This window comes from Hymenobacter polaris (assembly GCF_012927305.1).
In the GTDB taxonomy this organism is placed as follows: domain Bacteria; phylum Bacteroidota; class Bacteroidia; order Cytophagales; family Hymenobacteraceae; genus Hymenobacter; species Hymenobacter polaris.
Genome location: NZ_JABBGH010000001.1, coordinates 1758569 through 1781304, shown reverse-complemented (window position 1 = coordinate 1781304; position 22736 = coordinate 1758569). Strand labels below are relative to the sequence as shown.

At 66.9% G+C, this 22736-nt stretch carries 18 protein-coding genes; 11 read left to right on the top strand and 7 right to left on the bottom strand.

Annotated features, from left to right (window positions below; translation table 11 throughout):
* Positions 1 to 6: 6 nt before the first annotated feature.
* Entirely contained in the window at positions 7 to 1269 is a 1263-nt protein-coding gene (locus tag HHL22_RS07615) for a PP2C family protein-serine/threonine phosphatase (RefSeq protein ID WP_169530328.1), read from the top strand.
* Positions 1270 to 1438: 169 nt separating this feature from the next.
* Here HHL22_RS07615 and HHL22_RS07610 read toward each other — a convergent pair whose 3' ends face one another.
* The gene (locus HHL22_RS07610; protein ID WP_169530327.1) at positions 1439 to 2971 is read right to left on the bottom strand and encodes an O-antigen ligase family protein; all 1533 of its coding nucleotides are present in this window, start codon (positions 2969 to 2971) and stop codon (positions 1439 to 1441) included.
* Between the two features lie 255 nt (positions 2972 to 3226).
* A complete protein-coding gene (locus HHL22_RS07605; protein WP_169530326.1) occupies positions 3227 to 4315 on the bottom strand; it encodes a hypothetical protein in 1089 nt (362 codons plus the stop codon).
* Positions 4316 to 4475: 160 nt separating this feature from the next.
* On the opposite strand from HHL22_RS07605, the gene HHL22_RS07600 reads away from it, so the two are divergent.
* From HHL22_RS07600 to HHL22_RS07590, 3 genes are all read left to right on the top strand, one after another.
* Entirely contained in the window at positions 4476 to 5876 is a 1401-nt protein-coding gene (locus HHL22_RS07600) for a lipopolysaccharide biosynthesis protein (protein ID WP_169530325.1), read from the top strand.
* 89 nt (positions 5877 to 5965) lie between these two features.
* Complete coding sequence (locus HHL22_RS07595; protein WP_169530324.1) at positions 5966 to 7120, top strand: glycosyltransferase family 4 protein; 1155 nt, start codon at positions 5966 to 5968, stop codon at positions 7118 to 7120.
* Between the two features lie 89 nt (positions 7121 to 7209).
* On the top strand, positions 7210 to 7773 hold the full coding sequence (locus HHL22_RS07590; protein ID WP_169530323.1) for a hypothetical protein: 564 nt from the start codon (positions 7210 to 7212) through the stop codon (positions 7771 to 7773).
* A 68-nt stretch (positions 7774 to 7841) separates the two neighbouring features.
* Here the strand turns inward: HHL22_RS07590 and HHL22_RS07585 are convergent, their stop codons facing one another.
* Positions 7842 to 8291, bottom strand: coding sequence for a hypothetical protein (locus tag HHL22_RS07585; protein WP_169530322.1), 450 nt, complete (start codon positions 8289 to 8291; stop codon positions 7842 to 7844).
* A 203-nt stretch (positions 8292 to 8494) separates the two neighbouring features.
* Here HHL22_RS07585 and HHL22_RS07580 point away from each other — a divergent pair, with 203 nt between their 5' ends.
* Both HHL22_RS07580 and HHL22_RS07575 read left to right on the top strand, forming a co-directional pair.
* Complete coding sequence (locus HHL22_RS07580) at positions 8495 to 8830, top strand: HNH endonuclease (protein WP_195809231.1); 336 nt, start codon at positions 8495 to 8497, stop codon at positions 8828 to 8830.
* Between the two features lie 17 nt (positions 8831 to 8847).
* On the top strand, positions 8848 to 9933 hold the full coding sequence (locus HHL22_RS07575; RefSeq protein WP_241737989.1) for a DUF6687 family protein: 1086 nt from the start codon (positions 8848 to 8850) through the stop codon (positions 9931 to 9933).
* A 139-nt stretch (positions 9934 to 10072) separates the two neighbouring features.
* Here HHL22_RS07575 and HHL22_RS07570 read toward each other — a convergent pair whose 3' ends face one another.
* The 3 genes from HHL22_RS07570 to sbcD form a co-directional block, all read right to left on the bottom strand.
* Positions 10073 to 13786, bottom strand: coding sequence for an AAA family ATPase (locus HHL22_RS07570; RefSeq protein ID WP_169530321.1), 3714 nt, complete (start codon positions 13784 to 13786; stop codon positions 10073 to 10075).
* 88 nt (positions 13787 to 13874) lie between these two features.
* Positions 13875 to 14414 carry a hypothetical protein gene (locus HHL22_RS07565; protein ID WP_169530320.1) on the bottom strand — a complete coding sequence of 180 codons (540 nt, stop codon included), beginning with the start codon at positions 14412 to 14414 and terminating at the stop codon, positions 13875 to 13877.
* A 135-nt stretch (positions 14415 to 14549) separates the two neighbouring features.
* Positions 14550 to 15800, bottom strand: a complete 1251-nt coding sequence (sbcD, locus tag HHL22_RS07560; protein WP_169530319.1) for an exonuclease subunit SbcD — start codon at positions 15798 to 15800, stop codon at positions 14550 to 14552.
* 336 nt (positions 15801 to 16136) lie between these two features.
* On the opposite strand from sbcD, the gene HHL22_RS07555 reads away from it, so the two are divergent.
* The 5 genes from HHL22_RS07555 (at position 16137) to HHL22_RS07535 (ending at position 20679) form a co-directional block, all read left to right on the top strand.
* A complete protein-coding gene (locus HHL22_RS07555) occupies positions 16137 to 16535 on the top strand; it encodes a hypothetical protein (RefSeq protein WP_169530318.1) in 399 nt (132 codons plus the stop codon).
* Positions 16536 to 16783: 248 nt separating this feature from the next.
* Positions 16784 to 17851, top strand: a complete 1068-nt coding sequence (locus HHL22_RS07550; protein ID WP_169530317.1) for a PLP-dependent cysteine synthase family protein — start codon at positions 16784 to 16786, stop codon at positions 17849 to 17851.
* Positions 17852 to 17961: 110 nt separating this feature from the next.
* A complete protein-coding gene (locus HHL22_RS07545) occupies positions 17962 to 18411 on the top strand; it encodes a protein-disulfide reductase DsbD domain-containing protein (protein ID WP_169530316.1) in 450 nt (149 codons plus the stop codon).
* 2 nt (positions 18412 to 18413) lie between these two features.
* Positions 18414 to 20168 (top strand): protein-disulfide reductase DsbD family protein, encoded by a 1755-nt coding sequence (locus HHL22_RS07540; RefSeq protein ID WP_169530315.1) that lies wholly within the window; start codon positions 18414 to 18416, stop codon positions 20166 to 20168.
* 172 nt (positions 20169 to 20340) lie between these two features.
* Positions 20341 to 20679 (top strand): hypothetical protein, encoded by a 339-nt coding sequence (locus HHL22_RS07535; RefSeq protein ID WP_169530314.1) that lies wholly within the window; start codon positions 20341 to 20343, stop codon positions 20677 to 20679.
* Between the two features lie 132 nt (positions 20680 to 20811).
* On the opposite strand, the gene hscA is transcribed toward HHL22_RS07535, so the two are convergent.
* Positions 20812 to 22665, bottom strand: coding sequence for a Fe-S protein assembly chaperone HscA (gene hscA, locus HHL22_RS07530; RefSeq protein WP_169530313.1), 1854 nt, complete (start codon positions 22663 to 22665; stop codon positions 20812 to 20814).
* Positions 22666 to 22736: the final 71 nt, after the last annotated feature.

The following is a 22736-nucleotide window of genomic DNA, read 5'->3' as shown; positions in this document are numbered from 1 at the left end:
TAGCCTATGCCGCAAGCCGCTACCATTGATGAGCTAACCACCCGCCTTGTGCTGAAGGAGCGCGAGCTGGAGGCGCTATTGCAGATTACGCAGGCCGTGACCGACGACCGCGCCGAGGGCGAGCTGTACAAGATTTACCAGTTTACGCTGCTCGGGCAGCTGGGCATTCGGCAGCTGGCGCTGTACGTGCTCGAAGAGCAGGCTTTTCGGTTGAAAGCCAGCAGCTTCGGCACGCGCCTGCCCGCTGACTCGCGCTTTCGGCCCGAGGAGGTAGCCACCTGGTGCCCTAGGGTAGCCTGCCCCCTCAAGGAGCTGCCGCTGGGTGAGCCCTGGCAGCAGTTCGAGCAGCTGGTGCCCATCAGGGGCGAGAACGAGACGGTGCAGGCCCTGCTCTTCACCGGCGCCACCCAGAGCCGGGCGGGCCTGACGGTGGCCGACTCGCTGGCGTTTTTGGTGACGCTGAGCAACATTTTGCTGGGGGCCGTGGCCAACCGCCGGCTGGTGCGCCAGCGCATGGCCTCGCTGGCCGCCGAGTCGGCCCGCCAGCGCGAAATCGAGATTGCCCAGCAGGTGCAGCTGCTGCTGTTTCCGCAGCGCCTGCCCAACAACGAGCGGGTGGCCCTGTACGCCACCTACCGGCCCCACGCCGAAATTGGGGGCGACTACTACGACGTGGTGGAGCTGGACGCCGACCGGCTGCTGGTGTGCGTGGCCGACGTGAGCGGCAAGGGCGTGCCGGCCTCGCTGCTGATGTCGAACTTCCAGGCGGGCCTGCGCACGCTGCTGCGCCAGGGCATCGACCTGGCCACCACCGTGCGCGAACTGAACCACCTGATATTTCGCAACTCGGCGGGCGAGAAGTTCATTACGGCCTTTCTGGCCCTCTACGACCGCCGCACCCAGGTGCTGGAGTACGTGAACGCCGGCCACAACGACCCGCTGCTGCTGCCCGACGCCGGCCCGCCCCAGCGCCTACACGATGGCACCCTCATGCTGGGCGTTATGGACGAGCTGCCGATGCTCAAGGTGGGCCTGGCCCACATGGCCCCGCACTCGCTGCTCTTCACCTACACCGACGGCCTGACGGAAGTGTTCGACCAGCAGCATCAGGAGTTTGGCGAGGCCGGCGTGCTGGCCGTGCTGCAGGCCCACCGCTACCTGCCCCTGCCCCGCCTGCACCACGAGCTGCTGGCCGCCATTCAGCGCTTCAACCGCAAGGGCGACCGCTTCGCCGACGACGTAACCATGCTCAGCCTGCGCGTCAAATAGACCGCAGATTTAACGGATTTAACGGATTTCGCGGATACGCTGCTTCGCAGCTGGCTACGCGGGGGGTGCGCACGGGTGCTGCTGCTGGCTGGTTAGCTTGCTGATTGGCTAGCTGGCGTAAACTGGTTGGCAATTCGCGTAGGCTTGGTTGGCGATTGGTTAGCCCGCCCTAGGCCCCCGGCGCAGGCAAAACCGCGCTATGCGCGTCGTCAGCCACCGCAGGTGGCGTATCTGCGAAATCCGTTAAATCCGTTAAATCTGCGGTCCAGGAATCGCAGCGGATGAGCGCGGCCAGGCCTACGAAGAAGAAGGTGCCGATTTTATCGACTTCCAACAGCTCGTTGAGGAAGAGGTGGAAGAGGATGATGACCAGCGACAGCACCACGGCCAGCACGATACGGCGCACCTCGGGCCGGGCGGCGCTGGCATGGTAGAGGCGCTCGGCCGTGAGCAGGGTGGTGGCCACCAGGGCCGCAAAGAGCAGGAAGCCCGGCACGCCCTGCTCAGCCAGCTGCAGCAAAAAGTAGTTGTGGGTGGTGGAGTGCTCGGGGTTGGCGCTCACGTAGGTGCGGAAGCTCTTGAGAGTGTAGCGCTTATACTCGGGGTAAAAGGTAGATGGGCCGGTGCCGGTGAGGGGCTTGTCGGCCACCATGCGGGCGGCGGCCACCCAGCGGTACACCCGCTCCATGCCCGACACATCCTGCAGCTTGTAGGTCGAAGCCAGGTGGGCCTCGAAGTTGCCGCCGTGCCACACGGTCTTCTCAAAATCGGGCGCGTAGTTCATAAAGCGGTCGGCCCCCGTGAAGTACACGGCCGACCCCACGCCGGCCACCGCCAGGCCCAGCAGCAGCCAGCGCGTGAGGCGGCGCCGCAGCACCCAGTAGTATAGCCCCGCCACCGGCAGCGCCAGCCACGAGGCGCGGGTGTAGGAGGTGATGAGCCCAAACAGTAGTAGCCCGCCGGCCGCCAGCCACCAGCGCCGCCGGCCCGGCGTGCTGGCCTGCTGCGCCAGCCCACCGGCTAGCGGCAGCAGCAGCGCCAGCACGGTAGCGTAGATGACGTGGTTGATAAAAAACGGCTGCACCGCCCAGCCCACCTTGGCAAAGCTGAAACCCTGGGTGGCGTGGCGGGGCATCACCCACGCCAGCGCCACCACGCCCGCCCCGGTGTAGCAAGCCGCCACCCGCCAAAAATCGGCGGGGCGACGCACCAGCAGCAGCGTGCCCAGCAGGCACGGCACCAGGTACCAGCACTTGGCCAGCAGGTACTTCACCGAGTGCAGCACATTCACCGAAAACAGGGTGTCGAAGGCGGCCCAGGCTAGCATGAGGGCCGGCAGCAGCAGCAGCGGGTGGCGCCACTCGCGCGGGGCCAGCTGCCCTAGGCCCCCTGGCCCCAGCAGCAGGGCCAGCGGCACGCACACCAGCAGGCTCAGCAGCAGCGGCTCGCTGGGCACGTCGATGTGCAGGCTGCCCAGCACCAGCTCGTGCGAGAAGGGCAGCGTGAGAAACAGCAGGTAGTAGAGCCACTGCCAGCGGGCCAGCACCAGCACCAGGGCCGGCACCGCCAGCGCCGGCAGCAGCCAGGCCGGCTGCTGCACCAGCGCCGCCAGCCCGCCCCCGAGGGTCAGCAAGGCCAGAAAACCCACGAATACCCACTGCAGGGAGTCGGCGGGGCGCAGGCGAAGCAGCAGGTGGCGCATAGTGGTGGGTAAACTGTTAGGTGGATGGTGGGTGGATGGTTGAGGTGTTAGGTTAAGTAGCCCGTCATGCTGAGCCTGCCGAAGCATCTACCGCGCAAGTAATCCTGGCGTTAGGGTTTAGTTACGCGGTAGAGATGCTTCGGCAGGCTCAGCATGACGGGCTACGTGATTTCCTATCCGCTAACCCTAGCGTTAGGGTTTAGTTACGCGGTAGAGATGCTTCGGCAAACTCAGCATAACGGGCTACGTGATTTCCTATCCGCTAACCCTTTGCCTGACCCCTAGGCCCGGCCGGCGGCGCAGCAGCTCGAGCAGCAGCACCAGCACCAGCGACACGGCCAGCGTGCCCACCACCGCGCCCAGCACGAGGAGGACCCGGAAGGGCCCGCTCTTGCGGGTGGCCGGGTAAGCCTTCTGCACCAAGTAGAGCGACGACACGCGGGTGCGCAGCGAGGTTTCGGCCTGCTCGAAGGCGGCTTGCGAAGCTACCAGGCGCGTTTGCAAATCGGTCAGGCGGCCGTTCAGCAGGTTCACCGAGTCGGCCCCTAGGGTGATATTTTCGAGGTTGATGGGGTTGCCCATATCGGCCTGCGTGAGGCCGCGCAGGGCCCGCCGCAAAGCCGCCGCGTTGCCGCCGCCACCGCCCTCGGCCAGGTTCAGGGCCCGCTGGGTTTCAATGATTTCCTTGGCCAGGTAGCGGCCCTGCTGCTCGAGCCCATACACGCCGTAGCGGCGGCGGGCGGCCAGCAGCTGGCGGCGCACGGCCTCGTAGTTGGCCCCAATGCGCGCCGAGCGCTGCCGGTACAGCTCCAGTACCTGGCGGCGGTTTTCGTAGGTCAACTGCTGGTTTACCGAGTCGATGGCGGCCACCAGGGCGTTGGCCACGGCGGCGGCCAGCTTCTTATCGCGGTCGCGGAAGGTAAGCTCGATGGCGTCGCGCTCGTTGTGCACGATGCTGAAATTGCTGTTAAACTCGCTCAGGGCGTTGTTTTCGGCCCGGTCGGTGCCGGGCGGGCCCACGTGGTAGTGCTCGTAGAGGTTGAAGCGCCGCACCATCTGCTCGGCCAGCGGCAGCGACTGCCCGATGGTGACCACGCGGTCGAGGTCCTCGGGCCGGCTGCCAATCTCCAGCTTCGAGCCCTCCACCAGGCGGTCGGGGTCGGCGCTCTGGGGCGAAGTGGGCAGAAACACCGCCGTCGAGCTGTAGATATTGGGCAGCGACAGGGCCACCACCACGCTTACCACGGCCGCCAGCGCGGCCGCCAGCCCCAGCAAGTACTTCCAACGGTTGAAAATGGCCCGCAAGCTGGCCAGCGAGAAAACGAACGGCGAATCGGGCGACATAACGGGCAAAAAAGTGCCTGGCGCGGTAAGCCGGCCGCCAGGCCGGGCAAAGATAGGGCGGCTGCCAGCCTGGGCGGCCGCCTATCTTTGCGCGCTTTGCCGCCGCTCGCCTTATTCTTTTTGTCGCATCAAACGTTTTTTTGGTAACATTAGCCTGGCCGTGGGCCTCAACCTGCTGGTAAAGCCCGGCTGGGTGCTGCTCGAAAACCTGGTGCAAGACCGCCTGGGCCACGCCACGTTTGGGCTGGTGGCGGCGGCTTCGTCGCTGGCCGTGGTGGTGGCCACGGTGGGCGATTTGGGCCTCACGCAGTTTACGGTGCGCCGCCTGGCGGCCGAGGCCGACTTTGCCCGCCAGCACTTCGGCACGCTGCTGCCGCTGCGGGGCTTGCTCACGCTGCTGGCCCTAGGGGTGCTGCTGGCCACGGGCTGGGCGGTGGGCTACCGCGGGCCGCAGCTGCAAGTGCTGGCCGCCATCGGGGCCAGCTTGCTGCTCACGCAGTACGGCCTGTTTTTGCGCGCTCCCGTGCAGGGCCGCCAGCACTTCAACACCGACGCCGTGCTGTCGGTGCTGGAAAAATTGCTGGCCTTGGGGCTGGTGGGCGGGCTGGTGCTGGGCGGGCAGCTGGCACTGGGCAGCTACGTGGGGGCGCGGCTGGCGGCGGCGGCTTTCACGGCGGTGCTGTTTCTGGGGCTGCTGCGGCGGCTGTTTGGGGCCTTGCCCCACCGCTGGCCCCGGCGGCTGCCGGCCGGGCAGCTGCTGCGCGGGGCCGTGCCGTTTGCCTTCATCGCCCTGCTCTACGGCATCAACGAGCGCCTCGACATGGTGCTGCTCGAGCGCCTGGCCTCGGCCCGCGAGGCCGGCTACTACGCCGGGGCCTACCGCTGGCTCGACGCCCTGATGATGTACGCCTGGACGGTGCTGCCGCTGTTTTTTGCGCGCTTCGCCCACGCGCTGGGCCAGCCCCGGCAGCAGCGCCAGCTGCTGTGGTTTGGTCAGCGCATCGTGGCCGTGCCGCTGCTGCTGGCCGTGGCGTTCGTGCTGTTTCGGGGCGAGGTGCTGTTCTGGCAATTCACCCGCAGCTCGCCCCCCGAGCTGGCGCGCATGGTGCTCTGCCTCAAGGTATTGTTTCTGAACGTGCTGGTGCACGCCTTTTTCGCCATCTACAGCACGCTGCTCACCAGCACCCACCACCAGCGGGCGGTGAGCTGGCTGGTGGCGGGCAGCATCGCCCTCAACGTGGGCCTGAACCTGCTCACGCTGCCGCGCTACGGGGCGGTGGCGGCGGCCGTCAACACGCTGGTGAGTGCCGTGCTGGTGTCGGGCGGCTACGTGTGGCTGGTGGCGCGGCGCACGCCGGTGGCGGTGCCCTGGCACATCCTGGCGCGGCTGGCGCTGGCCTTCGGGCTGCTGTGCGGCGGCTGGTACCTGGCGCGCACCCAACTGGCCCTCAGCTGGTGGCTCGAAACCGGCCTGATGGGCGCGTACTTCGCCGCCCTGCTGCCGCTGACGGGCCTGGTAAGCCGCCGCGATTTTGGCCGGCGTATGCGCCCAACTCGTTAGGGAAGTTCCCGCAGAGGTGCGCAGTGGTAAACCGCCGAGGCTCGCTGAGTTTCAAATGCCCCAACTCATAACTCATAACTAATAAAGCGATGCACGTCGCCGTGACGACCCGGTTTCTGCTGCCGGGCGGGCAGCTGGAGGGCCTAGGGCGCTACGCCTTCGAAACCCTGCGCGAGCTGGTGCGCCAGCGGCCCGACTGGCAGTTTCACTTCCTCTTCGACCGGCCCTTCGACGAGCGCTACCGCCTAGGGCCCAACGTGACGCTGCACGCGCTGCTGCCCCCCGCCCGCCACCCCCTGCTGATGCTGGCCTGGTACGAGGGCGCCGTGGCCGCTTGGCTGCGCTGGCACCGCCCGGCGGCGCTGCTCTCGCCCGAGGGCTTCACGGTGCTGGGCACCCGCGTGCCCCGCGTGCTGGTGGTGCACGACCTAGCCTACCTGCACCGCCCCCAGGATATGGGCCGCCTCATGCACCGCTACTACGCCTACTTCGTGCCGCGCTTTGCCCGCGCCGCCGCCCAGCTCGTGGCCGTGTCCGACACCACCCGCCAGGACGTGGCCCGGCAGTTTGGCCTCGCTGCCGCTGGCATTGCGGTGGCTCATAATGCGCCGGCCGCCCACTTTCAGCCCCAGCCGGCCCTGGCTGTAGCGGCGGCGCGCACCCGCTACAGCCAGGGCCAGCCGTATTTTTTGTACGTGGGCGCCTTGCAGCCCCGCAAGAACCTGCCGAATCTGCTGCGGGCGTTTGCGCTGTTTAAGGAGCAGGGTGGGGCAGCCGCGGCGCCCGTGCAGCTGCTGCTAGTGGGCCGCGACGCCTGGCGCACCGGCCCCTTGCACGACACCTACCGGCAGCTGCCCGCCGCGGTGCAGGCGGCCGTGTGCTTCACGGGCCGCGTGGGCGAAGCGGAGCTGGTAGCCCTGTATGCCGGCGCGCTGGCTATGGTCTACGTGCCTTTCTTCGAGGGCTTTGGCTTGCCGGTGGTGGAGGCCCAGGCCAGCGGCTGCCCGGTGCTCACCTCTAGCGTGTCATCGCTGCCCGAGGCGGCCGGGGGCCCCACCGCCGCCCTACTCTGCGACCCCCACGACCCCGCCACCATCGCCGCCGCCCTAGGGCAGCTGGCCACCGACGAGGCCCTGCGCGCGCGCCTGCGCGCGGCCGGCCTGGCCAATGCCGCGCGCTTTAGCTGGGCCGCTAGCGCCGCCGTACTGGGCCGGGCCCTGGCGCGGGCCGCCGGCCAGGAGTAGCCCCAGCGTGGGGCAGGCAAGGAACGCTGCCCACCAGCCGCTATTTTTGCCGCATGGCCCGCCTGCACCCGTACCAATTTGCCTTTCATATGCTGCCGCAACTGGTGTGGCGGCGGCCCGAGGCCGTGCGCCACGAGCTGGGCGACCCGCTGCTGGCCCGCGAGCTGCTGCTGTACGTGTGGGACAAAGCCGCCGAAAACCTGGCCTCGCCCGAGCGCGTGGCCCCGCGCGGCTTGCAGCTAACCTGGCACCGGGTGGCGGGCCGCGCCACCGCCCTGCTGCAGCTGCCCGCCGCCCAGGCCACCGGCGAGGCCCACCTGGCCGCCATCGTGTATGAGCAGCCCGAGGCCGACCCGGCCAGCTACGAGCGCGTGCCCGACGACCTGGACGAGGAGGCCGACGACCTCCTGCCCGACGAGCCCGACGAGCAGCTGCCGCGCTACTTTTTGCTCGAAGCCACCCTAGGGCGCAGCCCCGACGAGACCGGCACCCCTACCATGCTGGGTGAACTGCGCGGCGAGCACCACCGCCACCACGCCCCCGGCCCGCCCGCCGGCCGCACCGACACGGCCGGCCGCTTTTTGCAGGCCCTGGCCGGGCTGCTGGGCCCCCCGCCCGAGGAGGTGCCCGTCATGCGCATCGTGCGGGGCTAGGCTGGTTGTTAGCTGTTCGTTGTGCAGCCCGGCCGCCGTTGCCGAACAACGAAAAACGAACCACCGGCTTACTGGCGCACTATTGTATTGATGTCGTTGCCGGCGTCGGGGTAGGTGAAGTGGCCGCCCACCACGCGTTTGCCCTGCACTCGGCACTCCCAGGTGTAGCTGCCGGCCACGGGCTGGGCGGCCAGGCCCTTTGGGTTTTTGAAGTACTCGGGGTCGGTAGGTTCGGAAGGAAACAGCACATCGACGCCCTGCTCGGTTTTGGCTACCGTCTTGACGAGCATGTACTCCTGGTGGTCGCGCTCGCTCGTCACGATGAAGACGGCCTGGTAGCCATCGAGCGAATGGTACTTATCTAATACGCCTAGCTTAATGTAGGGCGTGGTAGAAACCATCCAGGTCTGGGCCTTGGCCGCGGGCGCACCCCATCCTAGCAGAGCGATAACAAATAGGAAAGCCAGTGAATAAGATTTAATTGGTCGACGGCAGAGGTAAGTAAATAGGGCTTTCATGGTATATAAAAAAGGTGAAGCTTTGAAATATTCAATCAGAAGAAAAAATAAGAATAAAATAATGGATGCCGCTGTCCTAATAGCGCAATATAAAGCAGGCGCCCGGCACAATTGCAACTTACGCTGCGCCTTGCCAGTTGATAGCAAAGCCACTGCTGGCTTAGGAGGAACGATTTTTGTAAGCCCTTGACGCTGAATCACCCATGCGCCGCCGCCACCAGCTAGCCCAGGCCGCCGCCGAAGCCACTGCCCGCGCCCAGCAGAGCGCCGATACCCGCTGCGGCCTCTGCGAGCGCGAGGTGCAGCACACCAGCCGCCACCACCTGGTGCCCCGCGAGGAAGGCGGCCGCTACGGCGACACCGTGAACCTGTGCCAGCCCTGCCACAGCAGCGTGCACCGCTTTTTGAGCAACCGCGAGCTGGCCCGCCAGTACAGCACCGTAGCGGCCCTGCGCGAAGCCGCCGAGCTGCAGGAGTACCTCACCTGGATTCGCAAGACCCGCGTGGAGCGGATTCGCAACCGCCGCGGCAGTAAGTAGTTGTTAAATAGTACTGTATGTTAGATGTTGACTTGTTTTTGCCACGTCATTTTGTGCCCTTTGGCCAGCTGCGGCGCCAGCCGACCATCGTGGTAGACAGCACCGGCCTGGGCGCGGCCCTCACGCTGGCGCACTGGCGCGGGGCGGCCACGCCCGCCGCCCTGCGCGATGATACTAGCGCCGGCTCGGTGCTGCGCGCCCTGCGCCAGCCCGCCGCCCTAGGCCCCGCCCAGGCCGTAACGGCCAACCACTTTGACATCGACGGCTTTGTGGGCGTGTGGGCGCTGCTGCACCCCGAGCTGGCCCTAATCCACGAGGACTTGCTGCGCCAGCTGGCGGTGCTGGGTGATTTCCGCGAAATAGATTGGCAAAACCCGCTGGCAGATACGGCGCTCAAGCTAGCCTGCTGGCTGAACGCCGAGGAGAAGACGCGCTTCTACGAACCCTTTGGCGCGCCCGCCCGCCGCCGGCGCGAGGACGAGGCCTCGGCCGAGAAGTTCGCCTGGTTTCTGCCCCGCTTCGCGGACATTTTGCTGAACCCTGAGGCCGGCCGCACCGCCTGGGAGCCCGAGTATGCGCGGGTGCGGCAAGCCGTGGCCGCCCTGCAGGGCCCCCTGACCGAGCGCCGCAGCTATGCTGCCATTGGCCTGGCGGTGGTGCAAACGCCCGCGCCAGTGCCCTACTACGCGCTGTTTGGTCCCACGGCGGGCTTCGACTGGGTACTAAGTGTTTACGACGGGCAGCGCTACGAGCTAGAGTGCAAATACACCACCTGGATTGACCTGGAGAGCCGCCCTACGCTGCCGCGCCTGCCCCTAGGCCCCCTGGCCGCCCGCCTCAATGCCCACGAAACTGGCCCCTACCGCTGGGTGGCCGACCCCCTCACCGATACCGGCCCGCTGCTGCGCCTGGCCGGCCGCCCCCTCTCCAAAGCCGAGCGCTACGCCGACCCCGACGGCCGACCCATCTACGCCTCCTCGCTAGCCCCTAGGGTGGTAGAGGCCGAGGTAGTCGCTTATCTGCAAGAGGGTTACGAAGGAGTAGAGTCCCGGCGCTATTGGACCTGGGCCGAGGTGCGGGCAGTCGGTAATAGGGATAAATGAGTAGATGAGTACAATAGGCGGTCATGCTGAGCTTGTCGAAGCATCTCTACCGCATCGTATGTTCAGTAGAGATGCTTCGACAAGCTCAGCATGACCGCCTATTGTACTCATCTACTCATTTACACATCTACACATCTCCTCACCCCGAGCAGTCCAGCTCGTTGCCCATTACGTCTACTACGCGCACGGTGCTGTTGCCGCCGGCCACGGGCTGCACCCGAATCTGGGTGCCGATGCGCTCCTTGAGGTCGGCCACGTGCGAGATGACGCCAATCATCTTGCCCGAGTGCTGCAGGCGCTCCAGGGCGTCGAGGGCGGTGTTGAGCGCGTCGGGGTCGAGGCTGCCGAAGCCCTCATCGATAAACAGCGACTCGATGCGGGCCTTGTAGCCGGCCAATTCGCTGAGGCCTAGGGCCAGGGCGAGGCTCACGAGGAAGCTCTCGCCGCCCGACAGCGAGGCCATGGGGCGCACCGTATCGGCCTGGTCGTGGTCGATAATCTGCAGCTCCAGGTTGCGGTTGGGCGTTTTGAGGATGGTGTAGCGGCTCGTGAGCTGGCGCAGGCGCAGGTTGGCCAGCCGCGCCAAGTGACTGAGCGTGAGGCCCTGGGCAAACTGGCTGAACTTGTCGCCCTTGGCCGAGCCTATTTGCTCGGCCAGGTCTTGCCAGCGCTGCTCCTCTTGCTGGCGCAGCTGCAGCTCGCGCAGGCCCTCGGCCAGCAGCTGGCGGGCGGCATCGTCCTGGCTGAGCTGCTGGCCAGCGGCCCCTAGGCGCTGCTGCAGCACGTCGCCCGCCGCCGACAGGGCCGCGAGCTGGGCGGTTAGCTCGCTGGCGCTGAGGGCCGTGAGGCCGGCTTCGGCGTGGTGTTGCAGCGCGGCCGTGAGGTCGGTGAGGCGGCGGGCGGTGGCGGTGGTAGCCGTGGCGTGGTGCTGGCGGCGCTGGTGCAGGCGCTCGGCCTCGGCGGCGGGCAGCAGCAGCGCCCTAGCCGCCGCGGCATCGGCAAAGCCGGCGGCAGCCAGGGCGGCGGCCAGCGCGGCCTGGCGCTCGTCGTAGGTGGCCTGGTGGTCGGCTAGCTGCGCTTGCAGCGTTTCGAGCGCGCTTTGCTGCACGGCCAGCGCCTGCTGCTGGCGGGCCAGCTGGCTTTCGGCTTGCTGGGCGGCGGCGGCCAGTTGCTGGGTGTGCTGGCGCAGCTGCTCGGCCTCGGCGGCGGGGTCGGGGCCGGCGTAGCGGGCCTGGCGGGCGGCCTGCTGCTGCTCCAGGGCCAGCTGGTCGGCGGCCAGGGCTTCAGCGGCGGCCGTTAGCTGCGCTTGCTGGCGAGTGAGCTCAGCGGCGCGGGCCTGGTGCTGGGTGGCGCGCGCCAGCAGCTGGTCGCGGCCGTGGGCCAGGGCGGCGCGCTGGGTTTCGTAGTGGGCGGCGCGGCCTTCCAGAGTAGCCAGCACACCGTCGTAGGGCGGCTGGGCGGGCAGCGCCAGCTGGTGGGGCCGCAGCACGTCGCGCAGGGTGCTTTCGTAAATGCCGGCCTGTTCGCGCCAGTGCGCCAGCTCGGCATCCAACTGATTGATGGTGAGCGCCGCGGCCTGCTGGCGCTGCGTGAGCAGGCGAAGCTCGGCCTGAGCCGTTGTCAGGGCCGCGTCGGCCGCCAGGCGCTTTTCGCGCAGTGTAGCCAGCTGCTCGTCTAGCTGCGCCAGCTGGCGGCGGCTGGCCACGGCGGCGGCGTGCTCGGTGGTGGTGGCGGCCAGCAACTCTCGCACCGCCGCCGGGTCGGCGGGCTGGGCTGGAGTTGGAGCGAGGGCGGCGGCCAGCGCGTGGGCCTGGCCGTGGGCGGCGGTGGCGGCTTCGTGGGCCTCCTGGGCCTGGCGCTGGCGCTGCTGCTGCTCGGTTTGGCAGCGGGTGAGGTGCTGGGCAGCGGCCGAAAGCGCTGCTTCCAACTCGGCCAAGGCCTGCTGCTGCGCGTGCACGCGGGCTTCCTGCTCGTCGGCCGCGGGCGCAAAGTCGGCGGCGAAGGCGTGCTCCAGGGCTCCGCACAGCGGGCAGGGCTGGCCAGCGTGCAACTGCTGGCGGTGGGCGTTGAGGTCGGCCAGGGCCTGCTGGGCGCGCAGCTCGCGGCGCAGGCTTTCGAGCAATTGCTGCCCTAGGGTGCGCTGGGCAGCCAGGTGGCGGGCGGTGTCTTCGGCGGCCGCTAGGGCCGGGGCAGCCTGGGCTAGCTGGGCTTGCAACTGCTCGGCGCGGGTGTGGTGCTCGTGCGCGGCTTCGGCCTTGGGTAGTAGCTGCTGCAGGCCCTGCAGGTGCGCGGTCAGGTCGTCGGCGCGCTGAGCAAGCTCGGCGGGCGTGGTGCTTTGCAGCAGTGCGGCGCGCGCGGTGCGGCCGGGCTGGCTAGCGGCTTCCAGGGCTTGCTGCTGCCCTAGGGCCTCGGTGGCCAGGTGCTGCTGCCGGTCCAGGTCGGCGGCCGTGGCTTGCTGCTGGCGCAGCAGCTCGGTGCGTTGCGCCGCGCGGGTGCCAGTTTCTTTTTGGGCGGCTTGCAGGTCGATTATCTCGCGGCTCAGCACCACCAGCTGGCTTTTCAGGTCGGCCTCGTGGCTGTGGGCTAGCAGCCAGCTATCGAGCGCGGTTTGCTGGGCGGCCAGGGCTTGCAGCTCCTGCGCCTGCTGGTGCCAAGCGGCCTGCGCGTCCTGGTGCGCCACCAGCGCATCGAAGTGCGCGGTTTGGTTTTTATGCAGCTGCTGGCGCTCGGCGGCCAGGGTGGCGTCCAGCAGGCGGACTTCTTCGAGCAGGGGACGCCGGTGGTTTTCCTGCGTTTGGGCCGTTTGGTGGGCGGTAGCGGCCACTTCCAGCGCCGTTTGGGCGGCGTGGGTGGCGGTGGCCAGGCCGGGCAGCGTTTGCTGCAGCCGGGCTAGCTGCTCGGTGCTGGCTTGCAGGGCATCATGGGCTACTTCGGTTAGGGCCAGGGGGGTAGCCAACTCCTTGGCCCGCAGGTGGCCGGCCAGCCGGGCAAACTCGGGCTGCAGCGCTTCCTCGGCCTGGCGCAAGGCCTCGGCCTCGCGGGTGGCGTCGAGCAGCTGCCGGTCCAGCTGGTCGAGCAAGGTGCGCCAGGTCAGGCAGATGGTTAGCTCCTGCTCTTCCTCGTGGTGCTGCTCGGCGTCCTCGTTCAGCGCGTCGAGGCGCTGCTCCAGGGCGGCGCGCTCGTCGGCCGGCAGCAGGCGGGTGGCTTCGAGGCGAGCGGCCAGCAGCTCGGTTTTCTGCTTTTCCTCCTTGGCCTTCTCAAACGCGGCCACTGACAGCTGCGAGTAGATGCTCACGTTGGTCATTTTCTCCAGCAGGGCGCTGCGTTCCTTCTCGGGCGCGTGCAGAAAGCGCGCAAACTTGCCCTGGCTCAGCAGCACGGCCTGCTCGAACTGCCCAAAATCGAGGCCAGACAGCTCGCTTACCCTGGCCGGCACCAACTCCTTGCCGCTCAAAAACGTCTGGCCGGTGGCGCAGTCGGTCAGCGTCATGGCGTCCTGGCCCAGGCCGCCCTTGTCCTCGCCGCGGGTTTTGCGGCGCACCTCCCAGCGCGAGCGGTAGCGGGCGCGGGCGGCGTGGCCGGTGTCGGCGTTGGTGTGGTGCACCTCAAACTCCACCTCGGCCCAGGCGCCGGGCGCGTGGCGGCTCACCATCTCGCCCACCTGGCGGTCGTGGCGCGGCACCCGCCCGTAGAGGCCTACCGCAATGGCGTCGAGCAGCGTGCTTTTGCCCGCCCCCGTAGGCCCCGTAATGGCAAACAAACCCGTATCGGCCAGCGGCGAGGCGTCGAAGCGAATTAAGTAAGGGCCCGGCAGCGAATTGAGGTTAGCAAAGCGCAGGCTGATAATCTTCATACCCTAAAATTACGCCCGCCCCCGCCGTATTGGCAGAAGCGGGCGCAACCGGGCCCTAGGGCCGGCGCCAGAGGCTAGCGCTGGTGGGCTACTTGGCCGGCGGGGCGGCGGGCTGCTGGCGGCGGGCATCTTCGGCAGCGTAGAAGGCCATTTCCTGCTGGTAGGGCTGCAAGCTCCAACTTGGGTTGGCGCGGGCGGCGCTCACGGCGGCTTGCTGAATGGCCGTGCGCTGCGCGGGGGTGCACACTACGCCGGTGGGGCTGGCCTGCATGGCTAGGCGGCACTGTTCCAACTGGGCTTCGAGGGCCGTAATCTGCTCAGCGCCTTTCTTGGGCAGCTTGTCGGTGGCCGTGCGCTGGGGCCGCAGCTCGGTAAGCGCGACGGCCGGCGCCACTGTAGCAGCAGCGCTAGCTTGCTGAACACTAGCTTGCTGCGCGGCTTTTTCGGCGGCTTTCTGCTGGGTTGCCTGCTGCTCGGCTGCGCGTTGCTCGGGCGTCATGCGGGCGCGCTTAATGGCGCCTACGCCCAGCACCAAGCCCGCCCCAACCAGGTTGCCTAGCTGGGCGTGTGCCTGCTCGGCAGCCCCCAGCGACAGGGCCATAACCGCAGTAAGTAGTAATTTTTTCATAGGTAGCAGGAGAAAAATAATAGGATGTGAAATGCTGGTGAAAACCGGGTCTAAACTACGTTAAGCTCGGCAAATCAGCGCGCGTCCGGGCGGCGGCAGCGCGCGGCCGTGGCAAAATCCTAGTTACTCCATTATCTACTCCCCGGCACCCCCTAGGGCCTGCGGGTCGGCCTGGGTTAGCAGCTGGCGCAGCTCCTGGAAGGTGGCGGTGAGGGCGGCGGCGCGGGCTGGCGGCAGCCCGGCCACGCGCCGCCGAAATACCTCGTCCACGGTCAGTTCGTGCAGGTGTTCGAGGGGTGCGGGCGCCGGGCCCCCCACGTCGTTTAGCTCGGTGAGGCGCTGGTGGCGCACGCCGCGCGGGGCCAGCACGGCCGGGCGGCGCTCCTTGAGGGCGGCCTGTACGCGGCGCTGCACTTCGCCGCTGGGCTCGTCGGAGTGCACCAGCACGTCGGCCCAGGCCACCAGGCTAAACGCTTCGTTGTCAAACTCCAGAATGGCTTGCTCGACCTCGGCCAGCGCGCCGTGGAAGCGTTGCAGGCGCCGCGTCACCGGCACGGGCAGGCTGGTTACCTCGGGCGCCCCGGCGCCCGGCCCAAAGTCGAGCAGCAGTACCTGCTGGCGGTCGTCGGCCTCGGTGAAGGCCAGCGGCACCGGCGAACCCGCGTAGCGCAGGCGCGCCTGCCCGCCCACCACCTGGGGCCGGTGCAGGTGCCCCAGGGCCACGTAGTCGAAGGCGGCGGGGAAGTGCTCGGCCCCCACCACCCCTAGGCCCCCGATGTGCACGTCGCGCTCGGCGCCCTCGCGGGCTTCGCCGCCGGCCACGTAGAGGTGGCCGGTGGCCAGGGTGGGGCGGTCGGCGTCGCGGTGGCGGCGCAGGATTTCGTGCTCGGCCAGGGCCTGGTAGTGCCCGGCAATGCTGTCGCGCACGCGCAGCTGGCGGGCTTCGGGCGTTTCGCCGGGGGCGCCCAGGCGCAAGTCGCGGTCGCGCAAAAACGGCACGGCGGCCACCAGCAGGCCGCCCTCTAGCAGGATGAGCTGCTCGGCGGGGTCAGCGGGCACACCGCCTACCACGTGCACGCGCAGGGCCCGCAGCAAGCGGCGGCTGGCGTTGAGCAGGGTGGGGGAGTCGTGGTTGCCGCCCACCACTACCACCTCGCGGCAGCCGGTGCCTTGCAGCCGCACCAGGAAATCGTAGTACAGCTCCTGGGCCGCGTGCGAGGGTGAAGTGGTGTCGAATACGTCGCCGGCCAGCACCAGCGCCTCTACCTGGTGGGTGCGCACGGCCGCCAGCAGCCAGTCGAGAAAGGCGCGCTGCTCGGCCAGGCGCTCCTGGCCGGTAAGAAAGTGCTGACCCAGGTGCCAGTCGGCGGTGTGCAGTACGCGCATGGAAAAGGAAAATAGGCATCCCAAAATTACCGCCGCCGCGCTCGCCCTGGCCAGTGCGCGCCGCACGCAAGCGGCCTAGGGGCCCTTGCGGTGGCATAAGGGTCTTAAGGCAAGCTGGCGGCGTGAGCGCCGGTATTATTTCGATTTATATGGTTAATTATATGATATTCAGTAAAATAATTTTAGCAAGCGTCAAGAATAATTGCTTGCTAAACGGAGTTTTCACAAGATATACACGTTCGCTGGAACCGTGACTGCGTATAAGGCAGGCCGCTGGGGCTAGCCGGCAACTAGCCCCGCGTATCTTCCTTTTCCACGATTCTAAACTTGTTACTCATGAAAGCTCCCCTGTTTATCGGCGCCGCCCTGCTGGGCCTCGCCCTTAGCCGCCCCGCCCAAGCCCAGGTTGTAAACGGTTCGCCCGCTAATGCCCCCGGCGCTGCCATCGGCACTCCGGCAACCACTACGGGCACGCCCGGCATAACTACTGGCGTAAACGGCACCATCAACGGCTCTACGGTGAACGGCCAGCCGGGCGTAGTGCCCAACACTACTCCCATCGGCACTACCGCCACGCCCATCGGCGGCTCGGTAGTAGGCGGCACCCTGAACGGCACGACGCCCGCCGGCCAGCCCCGCATTAACACGACCAACACGTCGCGCAGTGCTACCCGCCGCAGCACTACCACCCGCGCTACCACGCCGGCTACTACTACTACCACCACGCGTCCCTAAGCTGAGTAGCTGGCTGCTGCCAAGCGGTTAGCCTCTGTTAAAAAGCCCGCCTGCTTTCGAAGCCGGCGGGCTTTTTTCACTCCAGCCCCTACGGTAGCTTATTTCCAGCCTTGTGCCAGGGCCCACGCGAAAAAAAGCTGTCGCCGCGTGGTTAGCCCCTTGAAATAGCGGAACTTTGCCGCTGATAAATGCAAGCCAGCCAAGCGCCCCGGTGCCGGCTGGCTGCTCAGCTACTTTTGCTTCGCGCTATGGCTACCGCTACCCTAGGCTTATCGGCCTGCCTCTCTACCGAACTAGACGCCCGATTTCGCCACCTTTGGCACCTGGTGGGCAACACGCCCATGCTGGCCCTGCACTACACCTACCGGGGCCGGCCGGGCCGCGTGTTCGTGAAGTGCGAGCACTACAACCTGACGGGCAGCATCAAGGACCGCATGGCACTCTACATCCTGCACCAGGCGTATCTGCGCTGCGCCATCAAGCCCACCGATACCATAGTGGAAGCCACCAGCGGCAACACCGGCATTGCCTTTGCCGCCATCGGCCGGGCCCTGGGGCACCCGGTGCGCATCATCATGCCCAACTGGCTGAGCCGCGAGCGCATTGCCATCATCGAGAGCCTAGGGGCCGATATTACGCTGATTAGCAAAGAGCAAGGTGGCTTCCTGGGCAGCATCCAACTGACCGAGCAGCTGGCGGCGCAAGGCGGCGTATTCCTACCCCAGCAGTTTGAGAACTGCTACAACGCCGAGGCGCACGAGCGCACCACGGGCCCCGAAATATGGGCGCAGCTAGCCAGCGAGGGCCTGCGCCCCGACGCCTTTGTGGCGGGCGTGGGCACCGGCGGCACTGTGATGGGCGTGGGCCGCTACCTCAAAAGCCAGGACCCTGGGGTGCGGGTGCACCCGCTGGAGCCGGCCGAGTCGCCCACCCTCACTACGGGCTACAAGGTGGGCTCGCACCGCATTCAGGGCATCTCCGACGAGTTCATCCCGGCCATCGTGCACCTGGATGAGCTGGACGCCGTGGTGCAGGCCCCCGACGGCGACGCCATCCTGATGGCTCAGCAGCTGTCGCGGCAGCTGGGGCTGGCGGTGGGCATCTCGGCCGGGGCCAACGTGATTGGGGCCATCCGACTGGCCGAGGAGCTGGGGCCCGAGGCGGTGGTGGTGACCTTGCTCTGCGATAGTAATAAGAAGTACCTGAGCACCGACCTGGTGCGCCAGGAGCCAGTGCGCGCCGGCTACCTCGCGTCCGAGGTGACATTTACGGGCTACCACCCCATTCAGCGCCTGCGCGACCCTTTGCTGGGTTGAGGCACATCTTTTGCCAAGCAACTTTGTTACGGAAGCCGCGGGCGGGCCAACTGCCCGCGGCTTTGCTTCTTTTTAGTACCCAAGGGGCCCTAGGGCCTATTTCTTCTACCATGAAAAAACTACTGCTGGCAGGCTTTGCCCTGCTGGGGGCCACCCAGGCCCACGCCCAGATTCTGGCTCCCGTGCACTGGAGCTACGCCGCCAAGCGCACCAGCCCTACCGAGGCCGTGGTGCTGCTAAAAGCCACCATCGACCCCGGCTGGCACATCTACTCGCAAAACGTGAAGGACGGCGGCCCGGTGAAAACCACTTTCACTTTCGACCCCTCGAAGGCTTACGCGCTGGTGGGCAAAACTGCCGAGCCCACGCCCATCACCCGCCTGGAAAAGACGTTTAATATGAACGTGAGCTACTTCGAGAAATCGGTGGTGTTTCAGCAGAAGGTAAAGCTGGCCGGCAAGGGCCCCGCCACCGTGGCCGGCAAGCTGGAGTTTATGACTTGCAACGATGAGAAATGCCTGCCGCCCGACGAAATCACCTTCAGCATTCCGGTGAAGTAAGGATGGCGACGCTGCTTTTACGAACCTGGGCCACTAGCCGGCTCACTGCCTGGCTGGTGGCCCTAGGACTGCTGCTGGCGGGCCTGGCCTGGCACCCCGCCGCCGCCCAAACGCCCGATACCGTCGCCACCGACGACATCGAGTTTACCCCCCTAGAGGCCACCCCGGCCACGCCCGCGCAGCCGGCCACCGACCCGGCCAAGGCTACGGCGGCTACCCCCGCGGCCAGTGCGCCGGCAGTAACGCCCGCAACTGTGGCCACGGCGGCACCTGCTGCTACTGCCGCGCCCACGCCGGCGCCGGCCGCGCCGGTGTCGCTGTGGGTCACGTTTATTTCGGGCCTGCTGGGCGGGTTTGCGGCGGTGCTCATGCCCTGCATTTTCCCGCTGCTGCCCATGACGGTCAGCTTCTTCACCAAGCGCTCGGGCACGCGGGCGCGGGGCATCCGCAACGCATTGGTCTATGGGCTGAGCATCATCGTCATCTACGTGGCCCTAGGGCTGCTCATCACGGTGCTGTTCGGCGCCGATGCGCTCAACAACTTGGCTACCAACGGGGTATTCAACTTCCTGTTCTTCGTGCTGCTGGTGGTGTTTGCCGCGTCCTTCCTGGGGGCGTTCGAGCTGACTTTGCCCAGTTCGTGGGTGAACAAGGCCGATACCCAGGCCGATAAGGGCGGCCTGGTGGGCATTTTCTTCATGGCGGCCACGCTGGCGCTGGTATCGTTTTCGTGCACTGGGCCTATTATTGGCACCCTACTGGTGCAGGCCGCCACTACCGGGGCCTACCTGGGGCCGGCGGTGGGTATGTTCGGCTTCGCGCTGGCGCTGGCCACGCCGTTTACCCTGCTCTCGCTGTTTCCGGGCTGGCTGGCGTCGCTGCCCAAGTCGGGCGGCTGGCTGAACTCGGTGAAGGTGGTGCTGGGCTTTTTGGAGCTGGCGCTGGCCCTCAAGTTCCTCTCCAACGTGGACTTGGCCTATCACTGGAAGTGGTTTGACCGCGAGATTTTCCTGGTGCTGTGGGTGGTGATTTTCGCCCTCCTCGGGTTCTACCTGCTGGGCAAGCTGCAGCTCTCGCACGACAGCCCACTGCCGTTCGTGTCGGTGCCGCGCCTGTTTTTGGCCATCATCGTCTTTGCCTTCACCACCTACCTGGTGCCGGGCCTCTGGGGTGCCCCGCTCAACGCGGTAGCCGCTTTTCTGCCGCCCCAAAGCACCCAGGATTTTGACCTCTACACGCCCACGCTGCTGGGCGGCGCTGGCCCGGCCGCGGGCCCTAGGGCGGCGCGCCCGGTGCACAAGTACGCCGACCTGTTTGACGCGCCCCTGGGGCTGGATGCGTACTTCGACTACGACGAGGCCCGCGCCGCCGCCCAGGCCGCTGGCAAGCCGCTGCTCATCGACTTCACGGGCCACGCCTGCGTGAACTGCCGCAAGATGGAAGCCACCGTGTGGCCCGCCCCCTCGGTGCTGCCCCTGCTGCGCGACAAGTACGTGCTGGTGCAGCTCTACGTGGACGACAAAACCGAGCTGCCCGCCGCTGAGCAAACCGTGTCGAAGTTCAGCGGCAAGCAGCTGCGCACGCTGGCCAACAAGTGGAGCGACTTGCAGGCCAGCCGCTACAACTCCAACTCGCAGCCCGACTACGTGCTGCTCGACCCGCGCACCGAAAAAACGCTGGTGCCCCCCCTCGGCGCCGACTACGATGTGGACCGCTTCCGCGCTTTCCTAGAAAGCGGCCTGGCGGCGTATAAGTAGCCGTCGGCGCCGGCCCTAGGGCCGCCTCTTACTAAAAAGCCCCGCCCTTGCCAGGGCGGGGCTTTTTTTAAGCGTAGCGAGCCCGGAAGCGGCAAAAATTGCCTGGGTCTAATAGTCGAAAAACGGGGCGCTGCGTACAGCTGACCATACGCTTACTACCCCGCCCTTTCCCATGAAAGCCTCCGCTTTACTAGCCCTCGGTGTTGCCCTCGCCGGCTTGGCTCTCAGCCGCCCGGCCCGCGCCCAAACCTCGTTGCCCACCACCGCCGTGCCCACCACCGGCGCCGTGTCCGACGCGAATACTATTCCGCGCATTCCGGCCGTGGCCGTGCCCGGCGACCCCGGCGCCAAGGCCAATGCCAACCCCAACGGTAACCTCAATACCTTGTACCCCAATGGGGTACCCGTGCGCGACATTGACGCGGGTAATTCGCGCGCGGCCCGGCCCCGCAGCGGCCAGGCTATGCCCGGCGCCCAGCCCACCAAGAGCATCTTTAAGAAGCGCTCTTAGGCGGTACGCAGAAAAAAAGGCCGTCAGGCTGAGCTTGCCGAAGCATCTCTACCGCATCGTCCGGGTGGCGTTCGGTAGAGATGCTTCGGCAAGCTCAGCCTGACGGCCTTTTTTTACGACTGTGCCCCCATTCTACCCAATCTGCTTGCCCGTCATGGCCTGCTTGATGGAGTGGTTCATGACGCGCTCGGCGAAGGGGCGCGTCAGCTCGTCCAGCTCGTCCATGCGCTTGAGGATGGCGTCGCGGTCGGCACCCCCTAGGGCTTGGCGCAGCTCGTCGGTTTGGGCGGTGGTGGCGCCCACTTCCTCCTCGGTGAGCAAGGCGCGGTTCTTAGTTAGGAAGCGCTCGACCTGGTAGAGCAACTGCTCGGCGGCGGTGCGCGCCTCGATGAGCAGGCGGGCGCTCACGTCCTGCTTGGCATTGGTGAGCGAGTCCATCAGCATCTGCTCCACCTGCTGGTCGGTGAGGCCGTATTGGGGCTTGATTTCAACCTGCTGGCGGGTGTTGGAGCGCAGTTCCACGGCCTCCACGCGCAAGATGCCATCGGCGTTCAAAAAGAAGTTGACGTCGATTTTGGGCAGGCCCGCCGGCATGGCCGGAATACCGCTCAGCACGAACTCGCCCAGCTTGCGGTTTTCCTGCACCAAGTCGCGCTCGCCCTGGAAGACGCTGATTTTTAGATTCACCTGCCCATCCACGCTGGTCGTGTACTGGCGCCCGGCCTTGGTCGGTATCTTGGAGTTGCGCGGGATAATGGCGTCCATGAGGCCCCCTAGGGTCTCGATGCCCAGCGTGAGGGGCGTCACGTCGAGCAGCAGCACGTCGCGCCGGTTGCCGGCCAGGATGTCGGCCTGGATAGCGGCCCCTAGGGCCACCACCTCGTCGGGGTTGAGCGAGTTGTTGGCCGGCTGGCCGAAGAACTTACTCACCTCGTCGTACACCAGCGGCACGCGCGTGGAGCCGCCCACCAGCAGCACCGCGTCGATGGCGGGGCTGCCCGCATCGGCCACCGCCTGGCGGCACGAGGCCAGCGTGCGCGTCACCAACGGGGCCGCCAGCTCGTTGAATTTCGCTTTGGTCAGCGGCAGCTCGGTTTCGCCAAACTGCGCCCGGAAGTCTTCGTGCTGGCTGAGGTGGCGCTTGGCCTGCTCGGCCAGCAGGCGCAGCTGCTGCTGGGCCTGGGGGTTGTGGTAGAGCTGGGCCGCCAGCTGGTACTCAGTGGTCCAGTACTGGTAAATGGCGCGGTCCAGGTCGTCGCCGCCCAGCCAGGTGTCGCCGTGGGTGCTCAGCACTTCAAAAATGCCCTGGTGTAGGCGCAAGATGCTGATATCGAAGGTACCCCCGCCCAGGTCGTACACGGCCACGGTCTTTTCCTCGTCGGGGTCGAGGCCGATGCCGTAGGCCAGCGCGGCAGCCGTGGGCTCGTTCACGATGCGCAGTACTTCGAGGCCCGCCAGGCGGCCGGCGTCGCGGGTAGCCTGGCGCTGCGAGTCGTTGAAGTACGCCGGCACCGTGATAACGGCCCGGCGCACGGGCGTTTTGAGGGCGTGCTCGGCGCGGTGGCGCAGCTCGCTCAGGATGTCGGCCGACAGCTCGATGGGCGAGTAGAAGCGCTCGCCCACGCGCACTTTCACTAGGCCCTCGCTGTCGTCGTCAATCACCTTGTAGCCCAGCTGGCCGGCGTGCTCGCCCAGGTCGCGGTAGCTCTTGCCCAGCAGGCGCTTCACCGAGTAAATGGTGTTGGCGGGGTCTAGGGTCAAAAACTCTCGGGCTTCGTTGCCCACCAGCGGGGCGCCGCCATCGGGCGGAAAGTGGATAACCGAGGGCACGATGGTGCCGCGGCCCAGGTCGTTGATAGCGGCGGGCTGCCGGGTTTCGGGGTGCACGTAGGCCACCAGGCTGTTGGTAGTGCCCAGGTCGATGCCCACAATCAGCTCTTCCTGCTGCAGCGCACCCGTGGCGAGGTTGATGGCAACTTTAGCCATAAGAATAGAAAAAACAGCGCCGCGATAGCGGCAGAAAAAATAGAAACAAAGCCGCTGCCCAATCGGCCCGC